The organism is Granulibacter bethesdensis, from assembly GCF_001889545.1.
In the GTDB taxonomy this organism is placed as follows: domain Bacteria; phylum Pseudomonadota; class Alphaproteobacteria; order Acetobacterales; family Acetobacteraceae; genus Granulibacter; species Granulibacter bethesdensis_B.
In genome coordinates this window covers 2581230-2604978 of sequence record NZ_CP018194.1, presented here as the reverse complement: position 1 = coordinate 2604978, position 23749 = coordinate 2581230, and the positions used below count along the sequence as shown (strand labels likewise).

29 protein-coding genes are annotated in these 23749 nt (G+C 61.6%); 14 read left to right on the top strand and 15 right to left on the bottom strand.

What is annotated here, in order from left to right:
* Nucleotides 1-43: 43 nt before the first annotated feature.
* The 4 genes from GbCGDNIH8_RS12015 to GbCGDNIH8_RS12000 form a co-directional block, all read right to left on the bottom strand.
* Entirely contained in the window at nt 44-559 is a 516-nt protein-coding gene (locus GbCGDNIH8_RS12015; protein WP_072573873.1) for a MaoC family dehydratase, read from the bottom strand.
* A gap of 176 nt (nt 560-735) precedes the next feature.
* Nucleotides 736-1524, bottom strand: coding sequence for a (Fe-S)-binding protein (locus GbCGDNIH8_RS12010; RefSeq protein ID WP_072573366.1), 789 nt, complete (start codon nt 1522-1524; stop codon nt 736-738).
* Between the two features lie 51 nt (nt 1525-1575).
* The gene (locus GbCGDNIH8_RS12005) at nt 1576-2514 is read right to left on the bottom strand and encodes a DNA-methyltransferase (RefSeq protein WP_253736044.1); all 939 of its coding nucleotides are present in this window, start codon (nt 2512-2514) and stop codon (nt 1576-1578) included.
* Between the two features lie 338 nt (nt 2515-2852).
* A complete protein-coding gene (locus GbCGDNIH8_RS12000; RefSeq protein WP_072573365.1) occupies nt 2853-3290 on the bottom strand; it encodes a DUF1489 family protein in 438 nt (145 codons plus the stop codon).
* A 65-nt stretch (nt 3291-3355) separates the two neighbouring features.
* On the opposite strand from GbCGDNIH8_RS12000, the gene GbCGDNIH8_RS11995 reads away from it, so the two are divergent.
* Nucleotides 3356-3997 carry a YceI family protein gene (locus GbCGDNIH8_RS11995; RefSeq protein WP_072573871.1) on the top strand — a complete coding sequence of 214 codons (642 nt, stop codon included), beginning with the start codon at nt 3356-3358 and terminating at the stop codon, nt 3995-3997.
* A 17-nt stretch (nt 3998-4014) separates the two neighbouring features.
* Here the strand turns inward: GbCGDNIH8_RS11995 and GbCGDNIH8_RS11990 are convergent, their stop codons facing one another.
* The gene (locus tag GbCGDNIH8_RS11990; RefSeq protein ID WP_072612699.1) at nt 4015-4500 is read right to left on the bottom strand and encodes a hypothetical protein; all 486 of its coding nucleotides are present in this window, start codon (nt 4498-4500) and stop codon (nt 4015-4017) included.
* A gap of 217 nt (nt 4501-4717) precedes the next feature.
* Between GbCGDNIH8_RS11990 and GbCGDNIH8_RS11985 the strand changes: the two genes are divergently transcribed.
* Nucleotides 4718-5260, top strand: a complete 543-nt coding sequence (locus GbCGDNIH8_RS11985) for a hypothetical protein (protein WP_157692647.1) — start codon at nt 4718-4720, stop codon at nt 5258-5260.
* Nucleotides 5261-5532: 272 nt separating this feature from the next.
* Nucleotides 5533-5925 carry a VOC family protein gene (locus tag GbCGDNIH8_RS11980; protein WP_072573870.1) on the top strand — a complete coding sequence of 131 codons (393 nt, stop codon included), beginning with the start codon at nt 5533-5535 and terminating at the stop codon, nt 5923-5925.
* Between the two features lie 113 nt (nt 5926-6038).
* Here the strand turns inward: GbCGDNIH8_RS11980 and GbCGDNIH8_RS11975 are convergent, their stop codons facing one another.
* From GbCGDNIH8_RS11975 to lgt, 10 genes are all read right to left on the bottom strand, one after another.
* Nucleotides 6039-6893 carry a quinoprotein dehydrogenase-associated SoxYZ-like carrier gene (locus GbCGDNIH8_RS11975; protein WP_072573362.1) on the bottom strand — a complete coding sequence of 285 codons (855 nt, stop codon included), beginning with the start codon at nt 6891-6893 and terminating at the stop codon, nt 6039-6041.
* A 128-nt stretch (nt 6894-7021) separates the two neighbouring features.
* Nucleotides 7022-8116 (bottom strand): redox-regulated ATPase YchF, encoded by a 1095-nt coding sequence (gene ychF, locus GbCGDNIH8_RS11970; protein WP_072573361.1) that lies wholly within the window; start codon nt 8114-8116, stop codon nt 7022-7024.
* A 45-nt stretch (nt 8117-8161) separates the two neighbouring features.
* Nucleotides 8162-8737, bottom strand: coding sequence for an aminoacyl-tRNA hydrolase (pth, locus tag GbCGDNIH8_RS11965; protein WP_072573869.1), 576 nt, complete (start codon nt 8735-8737; stop codon nt 8162-8164).
* A 21-nt stretch (nt 8738-8758) separates the two neighbouring features.
* Entirely contained in the window at nt 8759-9400 is a 642-nt protein-coding gene (locus GbCGDNIH8_RS11960) for a 50S ribosomal protein L25/general stress protein Ctc (protein WP_072573360.1), read from the bottom strand.
* A 136-nt stretch (nt 9401-9536) separates the two neighbouring features.
* The gene (locus GbCGDNIH8_RS11955) at nt 9537-10145 is read right to left on the bottom strand and encodes a histidine phosphatase family protein (RefSeq protein ID WP_253736043.1); all 609 of its coding nucleotides are present in this window, start codon (nt 10143-10145) and stop codon (nt 9537-9539) included.
* A 13-nt stretch (nt 10146-10158) separates the two neighbouring features.
* Entirely contained in the window at nt 10159-11091 is a 933-nt protein-coding gene (locus GbCGDNIH8_RS11950) for a ribose-phosphate pyrophosphokinase (protein ID WP_011633014.1), read from the bottom strand.
* A 141-nt stretch (nt 11092-11232) separates the two neighbouring features.
* On the bottom strand, nt 11233-12270 hold the full coding sequence (locus GbCGDNIH8_RS11945; RefSeq protein WP_072573359.1) for a hypothetical protein: 1038 nt from the start codon (nt 12268-12270) through the stop codon (nt 11233-11235).
* Between the two features lie 67 nt (nt 12271-12337).
* The gene (locus tag GbCGDNIH8_RS11940) at nt 12338-13126 is read right to left on the bottom strand and encodes a purine nucleoside phosphorylase YfiH/LACC1 family protein (RefSeq protein WP_072573867.1); all 789 of its coding nucleotides are present in this window, start codon (nt 13124-13126) and stop codon (nt 12338-12340) included.
* A 50-nt stretch (nt 13127-13176) separates the two neighbouring features.
* Nucleotides 13177-14211 carry a class I SAM-dependent methyltransferase gene (locus GbCGDNIH8_RS11935; protein ID WP_072573358.1) on the bottom strand — a complete coding sequence of 345 codons (1035 nt, stop codon included), beginning with the start codon at nt 14209-14211 and terminating at the stop codon, nt 13177-13179.
* Nucleotides 14208-15056: a prolipoprotein diacylglyceryl transferase gene (lgt, locus tag GbCGDNIH8_RS11930; RefSeq protein ID WP_072573357.1), complete on the bottom strand. Its 849-nt coding sequence runs from the start codon at nt 15054-15056 to the stop codon at nt 14208-14210. Before lgt ends, GbCGDNIH8_RS11935 begins: the two co-directional genes overlap by 4 nt.
* A 201-nt stretch (nt 15057-15257) precedes the next feature.
* On the opposite strand from lgt, the gene GbCGDNIH8_RS11925 reads away from it, so the two are divergent.
* The 11 genes from GbCGDNIH8_RS11925 (at nt 15258) to GbCGDNIH8_RS11875 (ending at nt 23747) form a co-directional block, all read left to right on the top strand.
* Complete coding sequence (locus GbCGDNIH8_RS11925; protein WP_072573356.1) at nt 15258-15557, top strand: accessory factor UbiK family protein; 300 nt, start codon at nt 15258-15260, stop codon at nt 15555-15557.
* 169 nt (nt 15558-15726) lie between these two features.
* The gene (locus GbCGDNIH8_RS11920) at nt 15727-16230 is read left to right on the top strand and encodes a type III secretion system chaperone family protein (protein WP_072573355.1); all 504 of its coding nucleotides are present in this window, start codon (nt 15727-15729) and stop codon (nt 16228-16230) included.
* Nucleotides 16227-17054 carry a pyrroline-5-carboxylate reductase gene (gene proC, locus GbCGDNIH8_RS11915; protein ID WP_072573354.1) on the top strand — a complete coding sequence of 276 codons (828 nt, stop codon included), beginning with the start codon at nt 16227-16229 and terminating at the stop codon, nt 17052-17054. Before GbCGDNIH8_RS11920 ends, proC begins: the two co-directional genes overlap by 4 nt.
* A 45-nt stretch (nt 17055-17099) precedes the next feature.
* A complete protein-coding gene (locus GbCGDNIH8_RS11910; protein ID WP_072573353.1) occupies nt 17100-17771 on the top strand; it encodes a TetR family transcriptional regulator in 672 nt (223 codons plus the stop codon).
* Between the two features lie 109 nt (nt 17772-17880).
* The gene (gene queE / locus GbCGDNIH8_RS11905) at nt 17881-18528 is read left to right on the top strand and encodes a 7-carboxy-7-deazaguanine synthase (RefSeq protein ID WP_072573866.1); all 648 of its coding nucleotides are present in this window, start codon (nt 17881-17883) and stop codon (nt 18526-18528) included.
* A complete protein-coding gene (locus GbCGDNIH8_RS11900; RefSeq protein WP_172822954.1) occupies nt 18528-18920 on the top strand; it encodes a 6-carboxytetrahydropterin synthase in 393 nt (130 codons plus the stop codon). The genes queE and GbCGDNIH8_RS11900 overlap by 1 nt, the downstream gene beginning before the upstream one ends.
* A 370-nt stretch (nt 18921-19290) precedes the next feature.
* On the top strand, nt 19291-19863 hold the full coding sequence (locus tag GbCGDNIH8_RS11895; RefSeq protein WP_072573352.1) for a carboxymuconolactone decarboxylase family protein: 573 nt from the start codon (nt 19291-19293) through the stop codon (nt 19861-19863).
* Nucleotides 19864-19869: 6 nt separating this feature from the next.
* Complete coding sequence (locus GbCGDNIH8_RS11890) at nt 19870-20952, top strand: acyl-CoA dehydrogenase family protein (protein ID WP_072573351.1); 1083 nt, start codon at nt 19870-19872, stop codon at nt 20950-20952.
* A complete protein-coding gene (locus tag GbCGDNIH8_RS11885; RefSeq protein ID WP_072573864.1) occupies nt 20949-21713 on the top strand; it encodes an ABC transporter ATP-binding protein in 765 nt (254 codons plus the stop codon). The genes GbCGDNIH8_RS11890 and GbCGDNIH8_RS11885 overlap by 4 nt, the downstream gene beginning before the upstream one ends.
* A gap of 13 nt (nt 21714-21726) precedes the next feature.
* A complete protein-coding gene (locus GbCGDNIH8_RS11880) occupies nt 21727-22920 on the top strand; it encodes an ABC transporter substrate-binding protein (protein WP_072573862.1) in 1194 nt (397 codons plus the stop codon).
* A complete protein-coding gene (locus tag GbCGDNIH8_RS11875; RefSeq protein WP_216634455.1) occupies nt 22917-23747 on the top strand; it encodes an ABC transporter permease in 831 nt (276 codons plus the stop codon). Before GbCGDNIH8_RS11880 ends, GbCGDNIH8_RS11875 begins: the two co-directional genes overlap by 4 nt.
* Nucleotides 23748-23749 lie beyond the last annotated feature (2 nt).

The window sequence follows — 23749 nt, the reverse complement described above, 5'->3', positions numbered from 1 at the left end:
GATTGTCACGCGAAACAACCGGAGCAGCCTGGGGATGCTGGCGTTATGCCTGATTATCGTCCGGCTGCAAACGGTCACGCATGCGCAGAAGATAGCGCTGGGAGCCTTCCAGAACCAGTTCCCGGCGCTGGTTATGCACGGTGCTGCGCAAGGCAAGAATCCCGGTAGATGTATTGGGTGTCAGCTCCACGATCTGGAGCACCGGATGCAGCGTATCCCCGGCATAGACGGGACGGATGAAGCGGCTGCTCTGTTCGACCAGACCCAGCAGGCTGTTCTCCACCATGGCATGAAACGGTGATGCGCCTGCCGTGGTGACGGCCAGAACCTGAAATCCATGCACCAGCACGCCGGGATGTCCGTTCTCCCGACACCAGACCGGATCATGATGCAGGGGATGAGTCTCGCCACTGATGAGGCGAAAAGAATCAACCAGGGAATGGGTCAGTGCAATCGGAGGCAGGATAAAACGCTCCCCCAGACGGAAATCGTCAAAGTAACGCGTATGGATGTCCGCTTTCTCATGGCTGAGCCGGAAAGAGGCGGCATGTCCGTCCATGTTGAAGGTCTCCATCCGTGCAGCAGGCATTGGCATAATAAAAATTGCGTATCCAGAGGGTAAGACGAAATTAAAGTGAAGGTCACTCGTTCGCAATAGCTGTCAGCGGTAGCCCTGTCATCGTTTTGTCGCAGGTCATTTGCCGCCTGAAACCGGCTTCGGATTGGCGGTAACGGTTATGTGCCGGTTGTTGGCTGACCGATTGCGGGGCCAGTGGGGCCGGCCAGCACCTCCGCCACGTGGCGGACCTGCACCGTTGATCCTTCGCGCAGCAGCGTGCCGGCCATGTTCAGCAGACAGCCCATATCTCCGGCCAGAACCGTGTCGGCACCCGTGGCCACGATGTCCGCCACCTTGTCACGGGCCATGCGGGTCGAGATCTCCGGATATTTGACGCAGAATGTACCGCCGAAGCCACAGCATGTTTCCGGGGCCTCCATTTCGACGATCTCCGCATCGATGGCGTGCAGCAGGTCGCGGGGTTGTTGCTTGATCCCCAGCTCCCTCAATCCGGCGCAACTGTCGTGATAGGTGACACGGCCCGGTGAAGGGGCCGGGGTCGTCGTCACGCCGCGTATGTCGGTCAGGAAACTGACGAGTTCATGACAGCGGCTGGCAAGATCAGCAGCCCGAGGCGCCAGAGCGGGGTCATCCGCCAGAAGGTCGGGCAATTGATGACGCAGCATCCCTCCGCAGGAGCCGGACGGAATGACGACGTAATCATATCCCTGAAAATGGGCCAGAATGTCGCGTGCCAGTGCTCTGGCCGTCACACGGTCCCCGGTGTTGAAAGCGGGCTGGCCGCAGCAGGTCTGTCCACGTGGAACGGAAACCTTGCATCCGGCCTGCTCCAGCAGCCTGATCGCGGAGAAGGCGACGCTGGGCCGATAGAGGTCGACCAGACAGGTGACGAACAGGGCGACGCGCGGTTCTGTCTTCAGGCGGGCGGTCGAGGGTTGGGGCATGGTCTCGCTTCCTGCCTTGGGGAGGGGCGGATAATGAGAAAACGGTGGCTGTCAGCCGCCTTCTGCTTCCATCATGCGGTTTGCGGCAATGCTAATATAGCCTTGGTCAAGCTCAATGCCGATGCTGCGCGCCCCTTCAGCCTGTGCGGCAACGCCGGTGGTGCCGGTGCCCATGAACGGGTCCAGCACCAGTGCATCGGCCACGCCATGCAGCCGTATGCACCAGCGCGGCAATGTCACCGGAAACGTGCCGGGATGCAGGAATTTCTGGGTTTTGCTGCGTACGGTCTCATAAGGAATGAACCAGGTATTGCCGCGGCATCGCAGATCCTGGGCATGCCCGCGGCGGACAATATTCGACTTGTCCTTATAAGGCACCCCGATGGCAAGCCGGTCCAGCTTTACATCTCCTTTATGGGTGAGATGAAAGATGTGCTCCTGGGCATGATTGAGAAAACGCTTACCGTTCACCGGCTTGTAATGCCCGACCGAGACGGTGGGGGTGGCCACGGATTTGATCCAGACAATATGGTTCTGCAACACGAACAATGTGCGCAGTCGCACGATCAGCTCGAACGGCAGCCACGGGCGGGAAGGCGAGCCGGAAACATTGAGGAAAAACGAACCGCCTGGTGCCATTACCCTTTTGAGCGCGGCGGCAACCTGCGTCATCCAGTCAAGATACTCTTCTTCCCCCCGGCTATCCAGATAGCTGGCATAGCCGAGATCGAGATTATAGGGCGGTGACGTGACAATCACATCCACACTGCCCTCTGCCAGGAAAGGCAGAACGGTCAGGCAGTCCCCACAATACAGCCGATGCCGATCCTTGGCAGAAGCAGGACTGGGCCAGACCGGCCGGAGAGAGGGTGAAGAGGTTTTTTTTTTCGATGGCCTGTCCGCTTTGGCACGGGCACGTCCGCCAGAAGGTGTAGGGTTGGCAGAGTCATCCGTACAAGGCGCGGGCGGCGTGATCGCCTGCTGTTTCATGATATCAGATGAATCAGACCACGGCGGCTGGTGCAAGGGTAAACAACGGAAAAATTGCCTGTTGCATGGCAGGGCACACAGGTCTAAAGAAAATTCGGCAGCGCCAATAGGGCAACCCTATGACACTGCCAAGTTTGGGGAAGAAACATCCAATAGACAGCCACCTAATGGCTGCTGCACTGCAACATAAAAGCTGCGAAGCGGGCGCGCAAGTCCTTATTCAGGACAATAGGCGCCCGTTTTGCTGTCTGGCATGGACAAATTGTCCTACCCCGATGCCTGCCGGATCATTTGGCTGCCGGGCGGGCAGTGCCAACAGCGGGTAGCCTGTCTGTGGTTCAGATCAGGCTCAACGCCTGCAATTCCCGCCGCAAGGGCTCAGGCAGACGGGCAATATCATCATGGTTGCCGGCATGGGTAAGATCAGGTGGGGCATCTTCAGGCTTGAGGTAGCGCCAGCCCTGAAAGGGCTTGATCACACGAGCCGACACAGGAATCAGGTCGGGTGCCAGATGAATGGCACAGCACGGCGTGCCATCCGGCTTATGCTGCTCACTCAGTCCGGTAACAGGCTGGCGCACAGACAGTAATCGGCCAATCACCCAGTAGAGCGAGCCACCCGCCAGCAGGGCTGCTCCCTGACGCGGCGTTTGGCGGGTCAGATGCCATAATTCCCCGCTTTGTGATCCCGTCCGCTCTCTGGCGCGTTCAGCCTGTAGAGCGGCAAGATGCGCAGGAGACTCCACACCGACCGCCAGCTTCATGAGATGCAGCATGGCGTGTCATGTGCGGTCTGACTGGGCATGATGCAAGCCGGGCCATGAGGCAGGGAGGAAAAGAGATGAAAAAATATCGGGCTTCATGGTGGCGATGCGGGTTAGTGCTGATGGGCGCCGCGTCGTGGCTTCCCCTCGCGGTGCCGACGGGCGCGCAGGCTCAGATGATGGCCACGAGGAATCCGGCTCAGGTGCCGGCTGCGCGTTATATGCTGGAACCATCCCATACGCAGATTGAGTTCGCACTCTCGCATATGGGGTTCAGCACCTATTATGGCCGGTTCGGCGAGGCATCCGGCTGGCTGGATTTCGTGCCCGCTCACCCGGAGGCCAGTCATCTGGAGATAACGGTGCCAGTCTCCAGCCTGTCCACGACCAGCCCGGTTCTGAACCAGCATCTGGTCGGTGCGGAATGGTTCGATGTGCAGCGCTGGCCGGTGGCAACGTTCCGCTCCACCTCCGCCCGTGCAACGGGACCGGATAGCGGGGAAATAACCGGCGATCTGACCCTGCACGGGATAACCCGCCCCGTCACTCTGGCAGTGCGCTTCAATGGTGGCGGGATCAATCCGCTGTCAGGCCGCTATACGATCGGCTTCGAGGCACGGGGCAATATCCGCCGTTCTGCATTCGGGATATCACGCTATCTGGATATGGTAGGCGATGACGTGCAGTTGATCATCAGCGCCCCCTTTGAGAAACCGTAATACGGGACGGGGGGAGATCAGTCCCGGTCGTAATTGGCGTTGCCCGGCAGAGGCGCGTTGACGATTTTGTCGAGATTCTCACTGGCCTGCCATGAGCGCAGCAGCCAGCCCAGCTTCTCCCGCCGGACCAGATCGAAACGGAAGAAGATACGCTCGGTACCGTTGCACACTGCGAAATCATAGCGGCGGAAAAAACTGCCGATGCGACGGGTATCGAACAATTCGGCGCAGTTTGGCCCCTCCTTGCCGAAGCTTTCAACCATCATGCGGATATTATCAGCGATGATCTGGTGGGCTCGTTTGGCCTCTCCCGGATCATGGTCATCGACGGCCTGATCCATCAGTTTGCCGATGGTCATCAGCTTGCCGTTGCGAAAAGCCGTTTCGATATTTTTGGCCCACTCATCCGGGTTCTGTGGCACCGCATGGGCAGGACAGGATGCAAGACTGAGAGCGAAGGCGCATATCAAGGCCGTCATGAAGCGTGGCATTGTGAGCGTCATTCTGTTGCCTTGAGCAGTCTTGCGGTTTCATTCTCTGCCCATGCTGATGGCTCTGGTTTCGAGCATGCAGATCAGGCTGGAATGTTCCGGTGATGTATTCTGACCGACTATAATCTGTCTGTGGACATGCGGGATGAATGAAAATCTCTTTTCAGGGTGATGTGGCATCATGACAACAAGAACCTTATTTCACTGTGGCTTTCGGGTTGCAGTTTTGATGGCTGTGGCCTGTGTTCTGCGTCCTGTGTCCGCTTCAGCTACGGATAACAGCCCCGATCCGGTGGCAAAGCCGGTTTGTTTCGATACGAATCGGCACAGAGTCATTGCACGGGACCGGACGGCGGAGGTCGGACAGGATATCGTGGTGCGCGGTCGGGTAACGGGACCTTGCCGGTTTGATCAAAAAACGGGGGACTGGATTGTCAGCGGGCGGGATGATGCGGATTACGTTCAGAAAGTGATCGAACCCTATCTGTTCATCGACAGCGGAACTTCGGCGATGCGCGGCTTCAGCATCTATGACATGGCCAGTCGAAAGCGTCTGTATAACGGGGCGACGCAGGATCAGCCGCGATACGGCAAAACGGATGTGACGTTATGGGTGGTCACGGACCGTCCCGTCACGCAGGCCAACTGCCCCGATCTGAAGAAGTTCAAGGCTCAGGGGGGCGGAGCCGTGATCGAGGCGGAAACCAGCTTTCGCTATGCGGATGCTACCGTTCATCAGACTGGTGCTGTCCGTTGTGCCTACACGGAATAAGAACGATGTTCCCCCGTCAACAATCGGGTGTGGCGAGGCCAGCTTGACGCGATCCACCCTTTATCCAAATACTGGAGTGCCTAAAAAGACAGCGATGCAGGTATGGTGACAACCTGCGGTCTCTCAGGAGACAGTCACGCTTGAGCGGGTGATACTCGCTCTTGGCCTTGGCCGGACACAGCAGGGAGCCACGCTCCATGCAGGTGATCGGTCATGGCCGCTCAAGGGCTTTGGTTGATCCGTGTCCGTTTTTCAAACGGAAAGGCACAACCATGAAGCTGAATCATATCAATCTCTACAGCCACGACACTGAAGCCGATCGGGCGATGTTCGAGCGTTATTTCGGGCTGCGCACGCTTGTTGTGCGTGGCAACAAGATGGCGATCATGCAGGACGATGGCGGGCTGGTGCTGATCGTCAATCATTTCGAGACGAAGCGCGAAGGGTTCGATTATCCCGGGCAACTGGATATCCTGCATATCGGCTTCATCCAGGAAACGCGTGAGGCCGTGGATGCGATGTATGTGCGCCTGCGTGAGGATGGCTGGGAAACCCAGATGCCGCACGATGCACATGGCGCCTGGTGTTTCTACTTCCGGGCCAAGGGGGGATACTTCATCGAGGTTACGACATTGACCCCGGTCCACCCCAGGGAAGCCTGTTAAGGCGATCCCCTATAGTCGGCGGAACGCTCCGCCGACCAGCCTTCCCATGTCAGCATCGTTTGCAAGGCAGAAAGACCGGAACGTAGCAGGGCCGTCTTTCAACAGCCCCGTCATTAACCGCGGGGTTTGGCCTCCGGTTTCGCAACCGGTGCCGGGCCGGGTGCGACAACGGGAAAGGTCTTTTCCCAATGTTCATCCTGATTGTCGAGGACGCTGACGGTCAGGGAGTGATCGTTGCCTGGGGCGGTGCGCAGGAAGAAGCCCAGCACGGGGTCAGACGCCATGGAGATATCCGTATCAAGGCTGAAAACCAGCTTGCCGTCATAGGTGGCCTTGATTTTCTGGACGTAATGCGCAGGCGTGTAGGCCTGCGTGAGGGGGTCCATCTGCATGCCGTTGAAATTCGGATGCCGGATCATCAGCGTGGCGGCCAGAGGGGAGTCCGTTCCGGCCAGTTTCAGCTTCATCTTGCCGATATTCTGCAACGCTTCCTCGGCGTCGCTGCCGGCCGGCGCAGAGCATCCGCCGGAGGCTTTGACGAAGCGTGCGGTTTCGATCAGGGAGCCGTCAGCCCTCTCCAGCACGGCATGCATGAAGGTGTAGGTGTTCACCCGCACCCGGAAACTCATGCTGCGTGGATCGATGGCCGGGCCGAACACCACATGCGCGGCCAGAGGAGAGGGATTGTCATCGATCAGCAGATAAATCCCCTTTGCCGAGGGATCGGACACTGTGACCGTTACGGGAACCAGTGCCGCATCCAGGGCGCGGGCTGGCGCTTCCAGCGCGATCAGATGCGCGGAGGCAGGCTCGACTTCTACCGGGCGTTGAGCAAACACCGCGTGTTTCAGATCGGCCCAGCGATGCTGCCGGGCCGGATCGTCCTCATCTTCCGCTGCCTGTGCGATAGAGGGGAGATGGGCAACTGTCAGCAGCAGCATGCCCATCAGCAGATATCTGGCGCGCATTGAATCGTTTCCCGGCCATCATTGTTATCATTATCCGGGAAGGATATGGCGACGGCCCGTATTTTCCCAAGTGGAAATCCACTGGCGCGCATACAGGTCGTTATCAGGACAGGATCAGATGGTTTCGCTCACACGTTGAAGCGGAACAGAATGACGTCGCCATCCTTCACGACATATTCCTTGCCTTCGACGCGGGCTTTGCCTGCTTCCTTGGCACCGGCCTCGCCGCCCAGAGTGATGTAATCATCGTAGCCGATCACTTCGGCGGCGATGAATCCGCGCTCGAAATCGCCATGGATAACACCGGCGGCCTGCGGGGCACGGGTGCCCTGCTCGATAGTCCAGGCGCGGGTTTCTTTCGGGCCGCAGGTGAAATAGGTCAGCAGACCCAGCAGGTCGTATCCGGCGCGGATGACGCGATCCAGCCCGCTATCCACCAGACCGAGACCGGCGAGAAATTCGGCGCGGTCCTCATCGCCCAGCTGGCTGACTTCGGCCTCGATCGCGGCGGAGATAACCACGGAGCGTGTTCCCTGCCGGGCGGCGAGGTCTGCGACACGGGCGGAAATCGCATTGCCGGTGGCGGCTGAGGCTTCCTCCACATTGGCGACATACAGCACGGGCTTGGAGGTCATCAGTTGCAGGCGGGATGCGGCGACACGCTGATCCGCCGGGATGGCGGTGCGGGCAGGCTGGCCGGCTTGCAGGGCGGTGATGATCGGCTCGATCAGTTCCAGCTGGGCTGCGGCTTCCTTGTCGTTGCCGCGTGCTTTTTTCTGAAGCAGCGGCACGCGCTTCTCCAGGCTTTCCAGATCGGCGAGCATCAGTTCGGTCTCGACCGTTTCTGCATCGCGCACCGGATCAACACTGCCCTCGACATGGGTGATGTCGTCATCCTCGAAGCAGCGAAGCACGTGGATGATCGCATCCACTTCACGGATATTGCCCAGGAACTGGTTGCCCAGACCCTCACCGCGCGATGCGCCGCGTACCAGACCGGCAATGTCCACGAATTCCAGACTGGTCGGCACGATTTTCTGGGATTTCGCTGCTGCTGCCAGCTTTTCCATGCGTGGATCGGGCACGGCGACCCGCCCTACATTCGGCTCGATGGTGCAGAACGGGTAGTTTGCCGCCTGCGCCGCAACCGTGGCGGTCAGCGCATTGAACAGAGTGGATTTACCGACATTGGGCAGGCCAACGATGCCGCAATTAAATCCCATGGGGTCTTAACCTTCGGATAAGGCGCCTGCATGCAGGCGGGAAACTCACTGACGATGGGTCAGCAGGGCAATGCGTGTCATGAAATCCTCCGCGCGGCCTTCTGCCAGAATCGGGGCGGCATCGGCGACGGCATCCAGCAGGGGACCGAGCCATTCCTGATCGCTTTTGGCGAAATTGCCCAGCACATGGCCGTGCACCCGCTCCTTGCTGCCCGGATGGCCGATCCCGAGGCGAATCCGCCAGTATTCCGGTGTCCCAAGCATCCGGTCCAGGCTGCGCAGGCCGTTATGCCCGGCGGCACCCCCGCCCCGTTTGACCCGCACCTTGCCGGGGGCAAGATCAAGCTCATCGTGAAAGGCGCTGACAGCGTCAGCAGGCAGTTTGAAAAACGCGGTGGCAGGCTGAACGCTTTCGCCGGAGGCGTTCATGTAGGTCATCGGTTTCAGCAGGATGATCTTGCGCCCGGCAAGGGTTCCTTCCGCCGTCAGACCCTTGAATCGGTTGCGCCATGGGGTGAACCCATGGCGCTGCGCGATGGCATCGACGGCCATGAAGCCGATATTGTGCCGCTGAAGCGCCATACCGGGTTCGGGATTCCCTAATCCGGTCCAGAGCAGCAGGGACGGCACGATACGGCCTCGTTACTTCTTCGCGCCTTTGGCCGGAGCCTTGGCGGGCGCTGCTGCTTCGGCGACCGGGGCGGCTGCTTCGGCGATGGTGGTCGGCGGTGCGACGGTGGCAACGACGAAGTCGCGGTCCAGAATGGTCGGCTTTGCTTCGCCGGTGCCCTTCAGATCGGACCAGCGGATGTTGTCGCCGATATCCAGCGTGCCGAGATCAGCTTCGAAATGCTCCGGCACGTGATCCGGGTCGCACAGCACTTCCACGGTGTGACGAACGATGTTCAGCACGCCGCCGCGCTTCAGGCCCGGGCTGGTGGCTTCGTTCTGGAACTGCACAGCCACGGCCACGCGTACCTGCTCACCGGCGGCAAGGCGCTGGAAGTCCACATGCTCCGGCGCATCGGTCACCGGGTGGAACTGCACGTCGCGGATCAGGGCGCGGGTGGAGGCGCCATCGACGTTGATTTCGTAGAGGCGGGACCGCCAGCCACCGCGATTGAGCTCGCGATGAATGATACGGGGGTCCAGCTTGATCAGCTCCGGGGTCTGTCGCGCACCGTAGATGACGGCCGGAACCTTACCCTCACGCCGAGTCGCCCGCGCCGCCCCCTTACCGGCTCGCGAGCGTGCCTCGGCCTCGATCTGTGTGAAAGTGGCCATGGAATGCTCCTAAGCAAAAACGTTAAACGCCGGCCTCCAGGGGTGCCGGCGTGGGGCGCGGTTTAGCGAATCGTATCCGTTCCGGCAACACGCTTCTGTTTCCTGCCTGTTCTGCAAGAAACGGGTCCACCGTTGCTCAGGTGGCGGGCATCAGGGTCCAGGGCCGGTCGCTGCCGGTGGGGGGACGGCACAGATAAGGCACGGCATTGGGGGTACGGACATTGGGCGGCATGCCCATCAGCGCCCGCACCGCACGAAACAGGGCGCCATGGGCGATGATCAGCACGGGTCCCGGCAGTTGCAGCGCATTGCCCACCGCTACAGCGGCGCGGCGCTTCAGATCACTGAAGCTTTCCGCGCCGGGCGGGGTCGATTCGCCGCGCACCCAGGCGTCGAACCATTCGCTCATCGGCTGGCCTTCGCGTTCTCCGAAGGCGCATTCACGCAGCTTGGGATCAATCTGCACCGGCACCCCGATATGCTGACTGACCAGTTCCGCCGTATCCCGCGCCCGGGACAGCGGGGAGCTGACCAGCGTCCGAATGCCGCGTCCGCGCAGACGCTCCGCCGCGAGACGCGCCTGAGCCAGCCCGGCGGCGTTGAGTTTCACGTCTGTGGCACCCTGCGCCAGATTGAGCGTGTTCCAGTCCGTTTCGCCATGGCGCAGGAACCAGAACGGCACAGGGGCCAGTTCAGGACCCTGCGCGGGCGGCATGCGGCTGGTGGAGGCAGGGGGAAGGCCCATGATACCCCTGGCCTCAATCGAAGAGAGAGCTGACTGAGCTTTCGTCGCTGATGCGGCGCATCGCCTCGGCCAGAAGCGGGGCAATGGTCAGCTGACGGACATTCTGGGCCAGCCTGACGGCTTCGGTGGCCAGAATGCTGTCAGTGATGGTCATCATGCTGATCGGGCTGGAGGCGATCCGGGCGACCGCACCGCCGGACAGCACGCCATGCGTGGTATAGACGCTGGCGGAGGCTGCGCCATTGGCGATCAGGGCCGCGGCGGCATTGCAGAGCGTTCCGCCGGAGTCGCAGATATCGTCGATCAGGATGCAGTCTCGTCCCTCCACATCCCCGATCACGTTCATCACCTCGGAGACGCCCGCCCGTTCACGGCGCTTGTCGATAATGGCAAGGTCGGTGTTCAGGCGCGTGGCGATGGCGCGGGCGCGCAGCACGCCGCCGACATCGGGGGAGACGATCATGATGTCACGCCCGTGGAAACGCTCCGCGATGTCGCGGGCGAAAAGCGGGGCGGCATAGAGATTATCCACCGGAATATCAAAGAAACCCTGAATCTGGCCGGCATGCAGATCCATGGTCAGCACGCGGTTGGCGCCGGCCTCGGTAATCAGGTTGGCCACCAGCTTGGCGCTGATCGGGGTGCGGGGGCCGGACTTACGATCCTGCCGGGCATAGCCGAAATACGGGATCACCGCCGTGACACGCCGTGCGGAACCGCGCCGCAGCGCATCCAGCGTGATCAGCAGCTCCATCAGATTGTCATTGGCGGGATAGGAGGTCGACTGAATGACGAACACATCCTCACCGCGGACGTTTTCGTGGATTTCCACGAACACTTCCATATCCGCGAAGCGCCTGACGGAGGCTTTCGTCAGGGGCAGGTTGAGGGCTGCCGCGACCGCCTCTGCCAGTGGACGGTTGCTGTTGCAAGCCACAATCTTCATGATTTTCAGATCCCGCGTCTTAACCGCCTTTGCGGCCCGGATGCCCGGCGGCGCGCGCCTTCTACCAATGTGTCGGAACCGTGTCCAACCATCCTGTGCAGCAAATCCGCCATGCGTGTTGTTTCAGTGATGTTTCCGCCATCACGGCAAGGGGGATTGTGGGGAAACAGGGGCTTTATGCAAGGCGTCCTCCGGCGGGACGGACAAAGCGGTGGAGGATGCGGTCTCGGCCGGTTTTTCCGCGGTTTTTCCGGCAGCAGCCTTGGCCTTGGCCCGGTTGAGGCCAGTGGCATTCTGGATCACCTGCTTGATACCGCCCGCGGCCTCGGTGGAGGCGACATAGGCGACGTCCCCCCAGTGCAGGTCCAGCGTGCCGGGGGGAATTTCGTTGATCTGGATGGTGCGACCGCTTTCCTGGCCACTGCTATCGGTGACGATCCACTGAATTTCGATCCGCTCCGATCCATTGGCCCCCGGTGCGGTTCTGACGCGTGGTTGCACCGTAAAATCGGCGGGTGCGGTCTGGGCCGATTCGTCACTGGCGATGGTGATCCCGATTTTGGGCAGCGCCATTTTCATCTGCATAGACAGCGTCGTATTGCCATCGCCCGGTGCGCCGATTCCGTCCAGCACGGCGATCCGGGCCGGACGGTTGAACAGGCTGTTCGGATCGCTCTGTTTCATCGCCGCATCGACGTCGTTCAGCAGGTCGGAGATTTTGTCGGCGGAGGTCAGCGCCTCCTGCCTGAGCATCGTACGGTCTCCGGCGGCCCAGCCTGAAACGGGCATGGACAGACCGTCGGCCTTGCCGTGAGATTTTCCGGTCGGGTCAAAGACTTCGTAATGAGGCACGACGGTGTTGCCCTGTGTAGTGGCCGTGATTCCCAGCCACCAGTCACCTTTTTTCACCGGCCCGGCCACGGCAGGCACGGTGTGGTCATCCAGAGCATGGGCAATGGAGGTCGCGAGCAGCTTGCTGGAATTGTCATCCAGCAATGCATTGCCGGGCGTGGGTACTGCCAGACGCGCAGGTGGCGGCGCGGCGAGCTTCATGGCGGTCTGACCGGGATGCCCCATGAAAGGACGTGGCAGATCGCCGCAGCCGGACAGGCCGAGCAGACCGCTCAGGCAGACAAGCATAATAGGGAAGCGGTTCAGGCAGAAGGGCAGGCGGATCATGAAAGCTTTCCCGATTGTCCCTGGTGGGCGTTTCTGGTGGGCGTTTCTGGTGGGCGTTTCTGGCTGGTCAGGCTGCGCCGGGTTGCGGGCAAAGAATGGCGGAGACCTGATGGCCGATGGCACCCCCACCGGCGAGGGTGCGGCGGCGATGACTGTAGAAGCGTTCGGTATCCGTCAGAGTATCGATCAACAGAGCCTCGGCCTCGATTCCGTTCCGGGTCAGACGATGCAGGCAGTAACCCGCCAGATCGAATTGCCAGTGTTCCGAATCCCGTCCGTCATGCAGATAGAGGCTGCCACACGGGTCGGCTTCCAGCAGGGCGGCCCGCAGATCGGCCCCGACCTCATAGCTGTTCCGGGCGATGCAGGGGCCGATACAGGCGCGCAAAGAGACTGCTCCCCATGACCGCATGGAGTCTGCTGTGGCTTCCAGAATCCCCGCCACCGCTCCGCGCCATCCGGCATGGGCTGCGCCGACGATCAGGGAGCCATCCTCGCGTCTGCCCTCGAACAGTACCGGGCCGCAATCGGCCGTGATGACGCCCAGAGCGATACCGGGCCGGTCGGTGATCATCGCATCCGCATCCGGGCCGGAACCGGCAGCCCAGGGCGTTTCGACCCTGATAACCGTGGTGCCATGCACCTGCCGCAGCCCCAGCAGCGTGTCAGCCCCCAGACAATGCGCGATCCGGGCGCGGTTTTCGTGCACGGCCACAGGATCATCTCCGCCGGACAGCGATCCGTTCAGACTGGCATAAGGCCCGGATGAAACGCCGCCGCGCCGGGTGAAAAAACCATGCGGGGCTGCAAGTGGCCCTATGATCCGCTCGGGCCCCATGATCCGCTCGGGCCCCATGATCCGCTCGGGCAGTGTGGGCGCAGCAGCAGCTTGGGCCAGATCGGTCATCAGACAATATCCCGCGTCGGGAGAGGTTCGAAACCTGCCGGAACCGGCAGGCCGGGCGAAGTCAGGGCCATCGCCTTGAACAGGGTGCCCATATATTCCGCCTGTGTCAGCCTCTGCCCTGCATTCATGATCCGGCGGGCCGTAGCGGCGGGCTGGCCGGATGCCAGACGCTGGCAACGCTGCATCAGACCGAGCGACAGCAGAAACCGCCCCTGCGCCACCGGTCCGTATCCGTTGGCACCTGCGGTGCGGGCGGTGTCCATCAGCGCGGAGAAATCGACATGGGCGGTCAGATCGGCTGCTCCGGCGGGCAGGCTGAACGGATCGACCGGAACACCCTGCGCCAGAGCCTGCAAACTATCGCCGAAACCGCTTTGAGCCGGACCGTAATCCAGAAACAGAGCCATTCCACTCTGGCGTATCAGCCGTCCGGCGAGGCGGGTGATGATGTCATGCGACGCTTCCGACCATTCCCGGAGGCTGCCTTCCGCTGCCATTTCCGGCAGGCAGGGGGAGGGAGGCTCCATGGCGCCTGTTGTAAGGGTGGAACTCCCATCGGGCTGCACGTCTACAAACTGCTCCCGCCATTCTGTTTTCTGTCGGACGAAGCGGCGGATCGGCAGGGCATCCAGAAACTCATTGCCCAGCAGGATCAGGGGCGTATCCGGAATCTCATCGAGATCGGCGGCAAAGCGGGCCTCCGGCACGCGCTCCGCCTGAATGGCGCGCAGCCTTGGAGAGGTTTCGATGAAAATGATCGTGGCTGCATCAGCAAAAGCGGGCATGGCCCGGCGGATCGCGGACAGAGCATCAGCCATCAGCGTCCCGCGCCCCGGTCCGGCTTCAGCCAGCACGATCTGAGCAGGCGCGCCCATCTGCTGCCACCCCATGGCGGCCCACAGACCCAGCACTTCGCCGAACGCCTGACTGATTTCCGGTGCGGTGGTGAAATCCGCAAACGGGTCATGTGTGGCGTAATAGGCCGCGTTCGCCCGGGCCATGAAACGGTCCAGCCGCTCCGGGCATGCGGTCATGGGGCGGACCGGATATCCGTCTGCCCTGTGGAAGGAGCATTGGCAGGGGCATTGGTGCGGGCACGCAGGACCAGCCAGAGCCCCGCCATGGCCATGGGCAGGCAGAGAATTTGTCCCATCGTCAGGCCAAATGTCAGAAAGCCGAGGAACGAATCCGGCTCTCTGAAATGCTCGGAAAGGATGCGGGCAATGCTGTATCCGATCAGAAACGAGCCGCCGAGCTGTCCGAACCGCGCCCGTACCGCAGGGCGACGCACCAGCAGCAGCATGACGATGAACAGCAACGCGCCTTCCAGCCCCGCCTCGTAAAGCTGGCTGGGATGACGCGGCACAGGACCGCCGGAGGGAAAAATCATCGCCCAGGGCAGCCAGTCCGGTGCAGCGCGGCCCCACAGCTCGCCATTGATGAAATTGGCGATGCGCCCCAGCATCAGGCCGAGCGGCACACAGACGACCAGCCGGTCGGCAAAACCCAGAAAAGAAATGCGATTGCGGTGGCAGAACAGGATGGTGGCCACGACCACCCCCAGCATGCCGCCATGGAAGCTCATTCCCCCATGCCAGACCTGAATGATGGCTCCGGGATGCGTCAGAAAAAATGATGGCTGGTAGAACAGCACGTATCCAAGCCGCCCCCCCAGCACCACGCCCAGCGTGGCCCAGGTCAGGAAATCGTCCACCTGTTCGACTGATGCGACGGCGGGGTCAAGCCGAACCAGCCGCCGCATCAGTCGCCAACCCAGCACCAGCCCGACAATATAGGCCAGGGCATACCAGCGGATCGCAAAGGGGCCGACCTGCACCAGAACGGGATCGAAGCCGGGAAACATCATCACGGGCAGCATGTTACTCCTCGCGGCGTCACGCCTGATGGGGCTGTCCTGAGGGTGAATAGGCAGTGCTTCGCGGGCGGTCAAATGGACCACCTCTGCTATGGTGGATGCTCTCTTTACGTGGCTGCCCGTTCAATGCTGTATCGACCCCAGATGGGGGGTGATTTTTAAAAAGGGATCCCTGCCCATCCCGACGTGCAAGGAGCGTTCGCAATGACATCCCGCCCCCGTTTTTTGGACGATCTGGCCGGTCTGGCCGGTGGTGCCCTCTCCGCAGTTTCCGGACTGAGGGAGGAGGTGGAGGCACTGGTGCGGGCGCGGGTCGAGGAAACGCTGCGCCGTCTGGATGTCGCCCGGCGTGAGGATCTGGATGTTGCGCTGGAGCTGGCCGCCACCGCCCGTGATGCGCAGGAAGCCCTTCAGGCCAGGGTCGATGCGCTGGAGCAGCGTGTGGCCGCACTGGAGGCCAATTCTGTCTCTGTTGCGCAACAGGACAAGCCTTCCGGCGCCTGAACGGGCCGGGAACGCCATTCTGTGCCGCCTGATGATTCAGCAGCCCTTGCGGCACGGCCTGACACATCGTTAGGCTGCCGGAGTGGTATCCAGGGTACGACCGGAACCGCGCCGGTGCCGTTGCGTCCCCCTGGCCACATTTGGCCTTCCTCCAGGTGGGAGACCCATCATGACTGCCCTGTCCTTCTCCGTGCAGGAGCGTTCCTCCAATCCGCTGGATATGCTGGAGCAGATCGTCACCGCAAATGACTGGATTTTCGATCGCCGCAGCGATCACGAAATGGCCGCTGAGGCCCCCGGAAAATGGTGTGATTACGGGCTGTATTTCAGTTGGTCGTCTGAAATCAGCGCTATGCATTTCACCTGTACATTCGATCTGAAAGTACCGGAAAAGCGGCGCGCCGCCCTTTATGAGCTGTTGGCGCTGGCCAATGACAAGCTCTGGATCGGCCATTTCGGAATGGATAGTGAGGATGGCATGCCGCTGTTCCGGCATTCCGTTCTGTTGCGTGGCGCGCCGGGTGCGTCGGCGGAAAGTCTGGAGGACATGATGGATATCGCCATTACGGAATGCGAACGGTTTTTCCCGGCCTTCCAGTTCGTGCTGTGGGGTGGCAAGGCCCCGACCGAGGCCATGGCTGCGGCAATGCTCGAATGTGTGGGGGAGGCATGAGCCTTCCCCCGATCCCGCCCATCCTGCTGGTCGGTTGCGGCAAGATGGGCGGCGCCATGTTACGTTCATGGCAGGAGCGGGGATTGTCCCGCTCCTTTGTCGTTTCACCCTCCCCGCGTGCTTTGGGGGAGAACGTGAGCGTTGTGCCGGATGCGACGCATATTCCCGCTGATTTTCGTCCGGCTGCCGTAATTCTGGCGGTGAAGCCGCAGGTCGCGCCGTCCATTTTGCCCGCTTACGCCCGCTTTGCCGGGCATGCGGTGTTTCTGTCCGTCATGGCCGGGCTGACGCAGGCCGCTCTGGCCGGGATACTGGGTGAGGAAGCGGCGATTATCCGTTCCATGCCGAATACCCCTTCAGCGATTGGTAAAGGGTTCACCATGGCGCATGCCGGTCCGCATGTGGATGGCGCACAGTGTAGTCTGTGCCACACCCTGCTGGAGGCCGTCGGTACCGTGGCATGGGCGGAGCAGGAAACCGAGCTTCTGGCAGCCACGGCGATTTCCGGTGGTGGCCCGGCCTATGTGTTTCTGATCGCGGAATTGCTGGAGCGTTGTGCCCTGGAACAGGGGCTGGAGCCTGCTCTGGCGCGCAGCATGGCCCGTCAGACAGTGATTGGGGCGGCCTCGCTGCTGGAGCGGGAGGACGCCGATGCGGCGGTATTGCGCCGCGCTGTGACCAGCCCCGGGGGGACCACGGAACAGGCGTTGAAAGTACTGATGGCCGACGACGCCCTGCCTTCTGCTTTTTCACGCGCCGTCAAGGCGGCGATCAGACGGGCAGGCGAATTGTCTGGTGCGCCGGTTATGGAACCGGTGCGGTAGGAGTGCGATGAATCCCTCGAACCGGTCTGTCAGGGAGCAGGGCCAATGACGCAGGAACGCGATGATACCGCTTTCGATCATGCCCTGACCGCCGCGGCATTTTCCGTGATTGCTGAGCGTGGCTGGCGTGGGTTGACTGTGGCGGAGGCGGCACGGCGGGCCGGTCTGCCGCTCGATCAGGCGCGTCGGCGCTTTCCTGACCGGTTTGCGATCCTGTCGGCGTTCGGACGGCAGGCAGATGAAGCCGCCTTGGCCAGACCTCTGCCGGGGGGGGAGATCAGGGATCGCCTGCTGGATATTCTCATGCGTCGTATCGACGTATTGCAGCTTCATCGTCAGGGCGTGCTGGCGCTGTTGAGAGCGGTGCCGTTCGATCCGGTGCTGGCGCTGTTTCTGGCCCGACGTGATCGCGCCAGTATGGGCTGGCTGCTGGAAGGGGCCGGCATTCCCTCCGGCGGGATTCTGGGCGGCCTGCGGATCAAGGGATTGCTGGCCGTCTGGGCGTGGACCATCCGGGCATGGAGCCGCGACGAGACCGAAGAACTCGGCCCTACCCTGGCGGCGCTGGATGTGTCTCTGGAACGGGCGGAACAGTTTGCCTCCCTGCTGCCTTCTGTTCAGCCGGTCGGATCGGAGGCTGATGAGGAGGATGCCGGGGTGCATGCCGCCCCGGAGCAACGTGTCGCCGTTCCACCGGATGAGCCATCGCCGGCTTAAACTGTCTCCCTATGGGGTGTCGTCCCCCCGCCCCTGCATGGGGCGAAGCGGAGCCATGGCTATCCGGCGCATGACATAAGGTCACGGACCCCCTATGTGCGGCGCTGTCATGACGCAGCCCGCCCGTACTTACACCGTGAAGGAAATTTTCCTGACCTTGCAGGGGGAGGGCATCCATGCCGGCCGTCCGGCGGTGTTCTGCCGTTTTGCGGGCTGCAATCTCTGGAGCGGTCGGGAAGAAGATCGGCAGACGGCACGCTGTACCTTCTGCGACACTGATTTTATCGGCATGGATGGCGAAAACGGTGGTCGCTATCCCGATGCCGCCAGTCTGGCGCGGGCCATTGCTGCGTGCTGGCAGGGCGGGGCAGAGCATCGCTTCGTCGTGCTGACCGGGGGGGAGCCGCTGTTACAGGTGGATGCCGCCCTGATCGACGCGCTGCATGAGGCCGGTTTTCAGATTGCGGTGGAGACCAACGGGACGCAACCGGCTCCGGAGGGGCTGGACTGGATCTGTGTCAGCCCCAAGGCGGATAATTCTCTGGCCCTGACACGGGGGGACGAACTGAAACTGGTGTTTCCCCAGCCGGATGCGCCGCCGGAGCGGTTTGAGGCTCTGGATTTCCGGCATTTCCTGCTACAGCCGCTGGACGATTCGCGGCGCGCGGATCACACAAGGGCTGCGATTGAATACTGCCTCCATCATCCGCGCTGGCGCCTGTCGGTGCAGACCCATAAGACGCTGGGCATACCCTGATGACGATCGTTTCTTCCTCTACCCCCCGTGTGCTTGAAATTGGCAAGCAGTTCACCTTTGAGGCCGCCCATACGCTGCATCGGGAGATCGAGACCGATTCCAGCCTGCGTGTTCACGGCCATTCCTACCGTGTGGAGGTGGTGCTGCGTGGCGGGGTTGATCCGGCTAGCGGCATGCTGATGGATCTCGGCCTGTTGCAACGGAAGATGGATGCGGTCCGCAACGCGCTGGATCATCGTCTGCTGGACGAGGTGCCGGGTCTTGCTCCCGCGACGATGGAGAACATCGCTCTGTTCATATGGCGGCATCTCGCCCCTGATCTTCCCGCGCTGGCGGAAGTCAGCGTGTTCCGTGACACGCTGGGCGAACGTTGCACCTGCCGGGGGGCATAAAAGAACGGGCTTGTCGGCTGGTTGGCCGGCTGCTTCGTCACGATCGTACATTTTTTCCGCTGTGATTGCTGACTGATCCGGCCTCCCGCTTCTCCGGTTTGAGACGGGGGATTTCAGTCGCATCATGACAGGCTGATTCATAAAATCATCTTTTTGAAACGTAAAATTACCATGCATAATGGTAATTTTCTATGTGATTTTCCAAGCGTGCATCATGGATCTACAAAATTTATTTTATTATTATAAATCAATGATTTATATAAAATAATCACTTTTTTGAAGGATATTTTGAGCCAGTTTTTAAAAACGTATGATTGAAGTTTAAACGAATAAGCACTAAGGATTCACGTATAACATGTGAGCCGAAGTGATGTCTCGTTTCCCTCTTCGTACCCTGGAAAATGCGCCGACCGAGGCGCAACCCGCTTTGGTGGCGGCAGAGAAAAATAACGGTTTCCTGCCCAATCTGCTCCGCGTGCTGGCCAATGCTCCGGTCGCGCTGGAGACCTATCTGACCGTTTCCGGAATCAACGCACGCGCCAGCCTGACCTTGCAGGAAAGGGAGGTTGTGCAGATCACCGCCGCAGCCACCCACGGATGCGGTTTCTGTGTGGCGGGCCATACCGCACTGGCAACCAAAAAAGCCGGGCTGGATGTCGCCACTGTGGAGGCTCTGCGTCAGCTTGACCGGGTGGCCGATGCCAGACTGGCGGCGCTGGCCGATTTTACGCGGGCCGTCATCTCATCGCGCGGGGCCGTATCGGATGAAGCGCTGGCCACTTTCAAGGCAGCCGGTTTCACGGATCAACAGGCGCTGGAAGTGGTGCTGGGCGTCAGCCTGGCGACCTTGTGCAATTTCGCCAACAATCTGGGTCAGCCCCCGTTGAATGAACAGCTGGAGCCGTTCCGCTGGAATGGTCTCACCACCGGCTCCGTCGGGTAAGCGCTGATGTCTGCTCTTCCCGCTGCCCTGTCCGAATGGCTGGAGCAAAACGCTCTGGCGCTGGATGAAGGCCATATCGATCCGGCCCTGCTGCTGCCCGGACTGGCACAGGCAGGCCTGTTCGCCGTGGGTCTTTCCGGCGCGGAGGGCAGCGCAGGCAGCACTCTTCCGGAGGCTGTGGAGGCCATCGCCTCGGTTTCATCGCATTCTCTGGCGGCCGGCTTCGTGTTCTGGAGCCATCGCTCCTTCATCGAATATCTGCTGCAAAGCCCGAATGAAGGGCTCCGCAACCGTCTGTTGCCCGCTTTGCTGCGGGGGGAGGAAGCAGGGGCGACCGGCCTGTCCAATGCGATGAAGTTCCTGTCGGGGCTGGAGCCGCTTCAGATTACCGCGCAGCCGGAAGGACAGGGATACAGGCTGTCCGGTCGGATGCCATGGGTGACCAATCTGCGGGTGGAAGGATTTCAGGTGGCCGCTGCGATCGGCCATGCGGATGGAAGCGGGGCGTTCATCGCTGCCCTGCCGCATGATGCGCCGGGGCTGACGCGCAGTGACGATCTCAACCTGCTCGGCCTGCGCGCGGCGAATACGGCGGCGATCACCCTGCACGAGACATGGATCGACGCGGATCAGATCATTCATCCTGACGCTTCTGTCTGGCTGCCGCAGGTGCGGCCAGCTTTTCTGGGTCTGCAATGCGGCCTGTCGATCGGCCTGGCCCGTCGCTCTCTGGCTGAAGCGCTGCGGCACGAAGGGGCGGCCCGCGATGTCCTGCATGAACCGCTGGACAATCTGACCGCGCGTCTTCGGGATGAGGAGCGCGCCCTGTATGCCGGGCTGAGGACGGAACGGTTTCTGGCCGTGCCGGAGGCGCTGTTTGAAATCCGCATCCGTCTGGCCGCCATTGTGGCCGAGGCAGTGGGGCTGGAATTACAGGCATCGGGCGGCAAGGCGTATCTTCAGCCGCATGGCTCCGCCTTCGCCCGGCGGTGGCGGGAGGCTGCTTTCATTCCGGTGATTACCCCCAGCCTGGTGCAGTTGCAGGATGCTCTGGCCAGACACACACGCAACCGGGAGTGCGCGGCATGAATGCTGCCCTGTCGGCGCGTGACATAGCCCTGCATTATCCCGGCTCGCCTCAGCCTGTGCTGTCGGGGTTGGATCTCGATCTTCATCCGGGCCGGATCGTGGCTCTGCTGGGGCCGAGCGGTATCGGCAAATCCAGCCTGTTACGAACTTTGGCCGGGCTGGAAACAGCCAGCTTTGGCCGGATTATGGTGGGGGGAAGCGCCATTGAGGGGGCTCATCCCGCTGTGGCGCTGGCTTTCCAGAACCCGGCTTTGCTGCCCTGGCTGACGCTGGAGAAGAATGTCGGGTTCGGCCTTGATTTTAAACATCAGCCCGCCCTGACGGCATCGCAGCGTAAGGCGCGGGTGCAGGATGCGATTGCTGCCGTCGGCTTGCAGGCGGCTCGGCATCTTCATCCTTCGCAGCTCTCCGGTGGCATGGCCAGCCGTGCGGCGCTGGCGCGCTGTCTCGCCCGTCATCCTGCCGTGCTGTTGCTGGATGAGCCGTTCGGTGCGCTCGATGAGGTGACGCGGGCCGAAATGCAGCAGCTTCTGCTGCGCATCGTGGCAGAGCGCCGCCCGGCTACGCTGCTGATTACCCACGATATCGATGAGGCTCTGCTGTTGGCCGATCGTGTTCTTCTGCTGGGGGGCACTCCGGCCGGTGTGGTGGGAGATTGGGACATAGACCTTCCTCAACCGCGTGCGGCGATGCTGGCTGAACTGGGCAGGCTGCGTATCGATATTCTCCAAACCTTGCGCACGGCCCTGCGGAGCCATTGATGGAATGAGCGCCATGGACAATGAATTTTTTTCGCGACGGGATGCCCTGCGACTGGCCGGGCTTTTCACGGCGGCGGGGGCATTGCCGTTGTTGCAGGCCAGAAAGGCCAAGGCGCAGGCGGGACCAGATGCGCCATTGCGGATCGGGTATCTGCCGATCACGGATTCGACTCCGCTTCTGGTCGCGCATGGGCAGGGTTTTTTCGAAGCCGAAGGGATCCGCGCGGAAAAGCCGGTGATGCTGCGTTCCTGGTCACAGGTGATCGAGGCGTTTCTCTCGGGCCAGGTCGATATGGTTCATCTGCTGTCCCCCATGACCATCTGGGCCCGTTTCGGCAGCCAGGCACCGTTGAAGGTGGTGGCATGGAATCATCTCGATGGCTCCGGCCTGACGGTGCAGCCCGGCATCAACAGTGTGAAAGAGCTGGGGGGTCAGACGGTCGCTGTGCCGTTCTGGTATTCCATCCATAATGTCGTGCTGGGTACGCTGCTGAAGGCCAATGGATTGAAGCCCGTCATTGCCCGCAACGGCAAAGCCCCTGCTGCGGATGAGGTGGCGCTGGTGGTGATGGCTCCCTCCGACATGCTTCCGGCGCTCGCGGCCCGGCGTATTGCCGGGTATATCGTGGCAGAGCCTTTCAACGCGGCGGCAGAGGCACAGAATATAGGAAAAGTGCTGCGTTTCACGGGGGATGTCTGGCGTGATCACGCCTGCTGCGTCGTGGCGATGCATGAGGAAGACCTGACAAGGCGACCGGAATGGTCCCAGAAGGCCGTGACGGCAGTCGTCAAGGCGCAGGCATGGATCCGCGATCATCGCGCAGAGACGGCTCAATTGATCTCACGCGAGAATCCCAATCGCTATACACCGCATCCCGCTGCGGTGCTGGCGAAGGTGCTGGCGCCATCGGAAACGGCGCACGCGGATTATGTGGCCTCCGGCGCGATCCACCATGCCGACTGGACCAATCGACGGATCGATTTTCAGCCTTATCCCTTTCCTTCCTATACCGAGGAACTGGTGCGGAGGTTGCAAGATACCCTTGTCGAGGGTGATCGCGGCTTCCTGACGGCACTGGACCCGGCTGCTGCCACGCGTGAACTGGTGGATGACCGTTTCGTGCGTCACGCCATTGCGGCGGCAGGTGGTCCGGGCGTGTTCGGAATCTCCGACAGCTTCACCCGCACGGAGACGATTGCGGCGTGAGCGATCTGTCTGTGTCCCTGCCGGTTTCTTTTCCCGGTATCCGTCCGCGTGATGGCCGCCTGCGTCTCAGCCTGTCTGGTCGTGTGGGGCGCTTCCTGCTGGGCGTGGGAGGCTTGGGGATATTGCTGGCTGTCTGGTGGCTGTTCACCGGACCATTGGCCGCGGAAGGCAGTTTCAGCCGTCGCTTCGCACCCGGGCTGGCTCTGACCAGCCTGATCGAGATGGGGTGGCATGGTGATTTACTGACCCATGTCTGGCTCAGCCTGAAGCGCGTGCTGGTAGGATTGGTGGTGGCGTTGGCGGTGGGTGTACCGCTGGGGCTGGCGGTCGGCAGCTTGCGAGTGGTGGAAGCCGCCACATCGCCGGTGTTCCAGTTTTTGCGTATGATCTCCCCGCTTTCCTGGATGCCGGTGGCCGTCATGGTGCTGGGGGTGGGGGATGCGCCGATCTATTTCCTGCTGTCTTTTGCCGCGGTCTGGCCCATCCTGCTCAGTACCGCTGATGGTGTGAAGCAGCTTGACCGGCGCTGGCTGCTGCTGGCGCAGAGCCTTGCGGCAACACGGTGGGAAACCCTGACACGTATCGTCCTGCCGGGGGTTCTGGCACCTGTCCTGACGGGTGTCCGGCTGGCGATCGGTGTTTTGTGGATCGTGCTGGTGCCGGCGGAAATGCTCGGTGTGGCCGGCGGACTTGGTTATCTCGTGCTCGATACCAGAGACCGCATGGCGTATGGCGAGTTGACGGCGGTCGTGCTCGTGATCGGTCTGCTCGGGTTTTTACTCGATGCGATCGCACGTTTTCTCTACCGGATGCGTACCCACGGCTGACG

Bases quoted from the DNA above. Each gene is read 5' to 3' on its own strand.
- GbCGDNIH8_RS12015 (WP_072573873.1), bottom strand. From the start codon at position 559: ATGGACGGACATGCCGCCTCTTTCCGGCTCAGCCATGAGAAAGCGGAC.
- GbCGDNIH8_RS12010 (WP_072573366.1), bottom strand. From the start codon at position 1,524: ATGCCCCAACCCTCGACCGCCCGCCTGAAGACAGAACCGCGCGTCGCC.
- GbCGDNIH8_RS12005 (WP_253736044.1), bottom strand. From the start codon at position 2,514: ATGAAACAGCAGGCGATCACGCCGCCCGCGCCTTGTACGGATGACTCT.
- GbCGDNIH8_RS12000 (WP_072573365.1), bottom strand. From the start codon at position 3,290: ATGCTGCATCTCATGAAGCTGGCGGTCGGTGTGGAGTCTCCTGCGCAT.
- GbCGDNIH8_RS11995 (WP_072573871.1), top strand. From the start codon at position 3,356: ATGAAAAAATATCGGGCTTCATGGTGGCGATGCGGGTTAGTGCTGATG.
- GbCGDNIH8_RS11990 (WP_072612699.1), bottom strand. From the start codon at position 4,500: ATGACGCTCACAATGCCACGCTTCATGACGGCCTTGATATGCGCCTTC.
- GbCGDNIH8_RS11985 (WP_157692647.1), top strand. From the start codon at position 4,718: ATGGCTGTGGCCTGTGTTCTGCGTCCTGTGTCCGCTTCAGCTACGGAT.
- GbCGDNIH8_RS11980 (WP_072573870.1), top strand. From the start codon at position 5,533: ATGAAGCTGAATCATATCAATCTCTACAGCCACGACACTGAAGCCGAT.
- GbCGDNIH8_RS11975 (WP_072573362.1), bottom strand. From the start codon at position 6,893: ATGCGCGCCAGATATCTGCTGATGGGCATGCTGCTGCTGACAGTTGCC.
- ychF (WP_072573361.1), bottom strand. From the start codon at position 8,116: ATGGGATTTAATTGCGGCATCGTTGGCCTGCCCAATGTCGGTAAATCC.
- GbCGDNIH8_RS11960 (WP_072573360.1), bottom strand. From the start codon at position 9,400: ATGGCCACTTTCACACAGATCGAGGCCGAGGCACGCTCGCGAGCCGGT.
- GbCGDNIH8_RS11955 (WP_253736043.1), bottom strand. From the start codon at position 10,145: ATGGGCCTTCCCCCTGCCTCCACCAGCCGCATGCCGCCCGCGCAGGGT.
- GbCGDNIH8_RS11950 (WP_011633014.1), bottom strand. From the start codon at position 11,091: ATGAAGATTGTGGCTTGCAACAGCAACCGTCCACTGGCAGAGGCGGTC.
- GbCGDNIH8_RS11945 (WP_072573359.1), bottom strand. From the start codon at position 12,270: ATGATCCGCCTGCCCTTCTGCCTGAACCGCTTCCCTATTATGCTTGTC.
- GbCGDNIH8_RS11940 (WP_072573867.1), bottom strand. From the start codon at position 13,126: ATGGGGCCCGAGCGGATCATGGGGCCCGAGCGGATCATAGGGCCACTT.
- GbCGDNIH8_RS11935 (WP_072573358.1), bottom strand. From the start codon at position 14,211: ATGACCGCATGCCCGGAGCGGCTGGACCGTTTCATGGCCCGGGCGAAC.
- lgt (WP_072573357.1), bottom strand. From the start codon at position 15,056: ATGCTGCCCGTGATGATGTTTCCCGGCTTCGATCCCGTTCTGGTGCAG.
- GbCGDNIH8_RS11925 (WP_072573356.1), top strand. From the start codon at position 15,258: ATGACATCCCGCCCCCGTTTTTTGGACGATCTGGCCGGTCTGGCCGGT.
- GbCGDNIH8_RS11920 (WP_072573355.1), top strand. From the start codon at position 15,727: ATGACTGCCCTGTCCTTCTCCGTGCAGGAGCGTTCCTCCAATCCGCTG.
- proC (WP_072573354.1), top strand. From the start codon at position 16,227: ATGAGCCTTCCCCCGATCCCGCCCATCCTGCTGGTCGGTTGCGGCAAG.
- GbCGDNIH8_RS11910 (WP_072573353.1), top strand. From the start codon at position 17,100: ATGACGCAGGAACGCGATGATACCGCTTTCGATCATGCCCTGACCGCC.
- queE (WP_072573866.1), top strand. From the start codon at position 17,881: ATGACGCAGCCCGCCCGTACTTACACCGTGAAGGAAATTTTCCTGACC.
- GbCGDNIH8_RS11900 (WP_172822954.1), top strand. From the start codon at position 18,528: ATGACGATCGTTTCTTCCTCTACCCCCCGTGTGCTTGAAATTGGCAAG.
- GbCGDNIH8_RS11895 (WP_072573352.1), top strand. From the start codon at position 19,291: ATGTCTCGTTTCCCTCTTCGTACCCTGGAAAATGCGCCGACCGAGGCG.
- GbCGDNIH8_RS11890 (WP_072573351.1), top strand. From the start codon at position 19,870: ATGTCTGCTCTTCCCGCTGCCCTGTCCGAATGGCTGGAGCAAAACGCT.
- GbCGDNIH8_RS11885 (WP_072573864.1), top strand. From the start codon at position 20,949: ATGAATGCTGCCCTGTCGGCGCGTGACATAGCCCTGCATTATCCCGGC.
- GbCGDNIH8_RS11880 (WP_072573862.1), top strand. From the start codon at position 21,727: ATGGACAATGAATTTTTTTCGCGACGGGATGCCCTGCGACTGGCCGGG.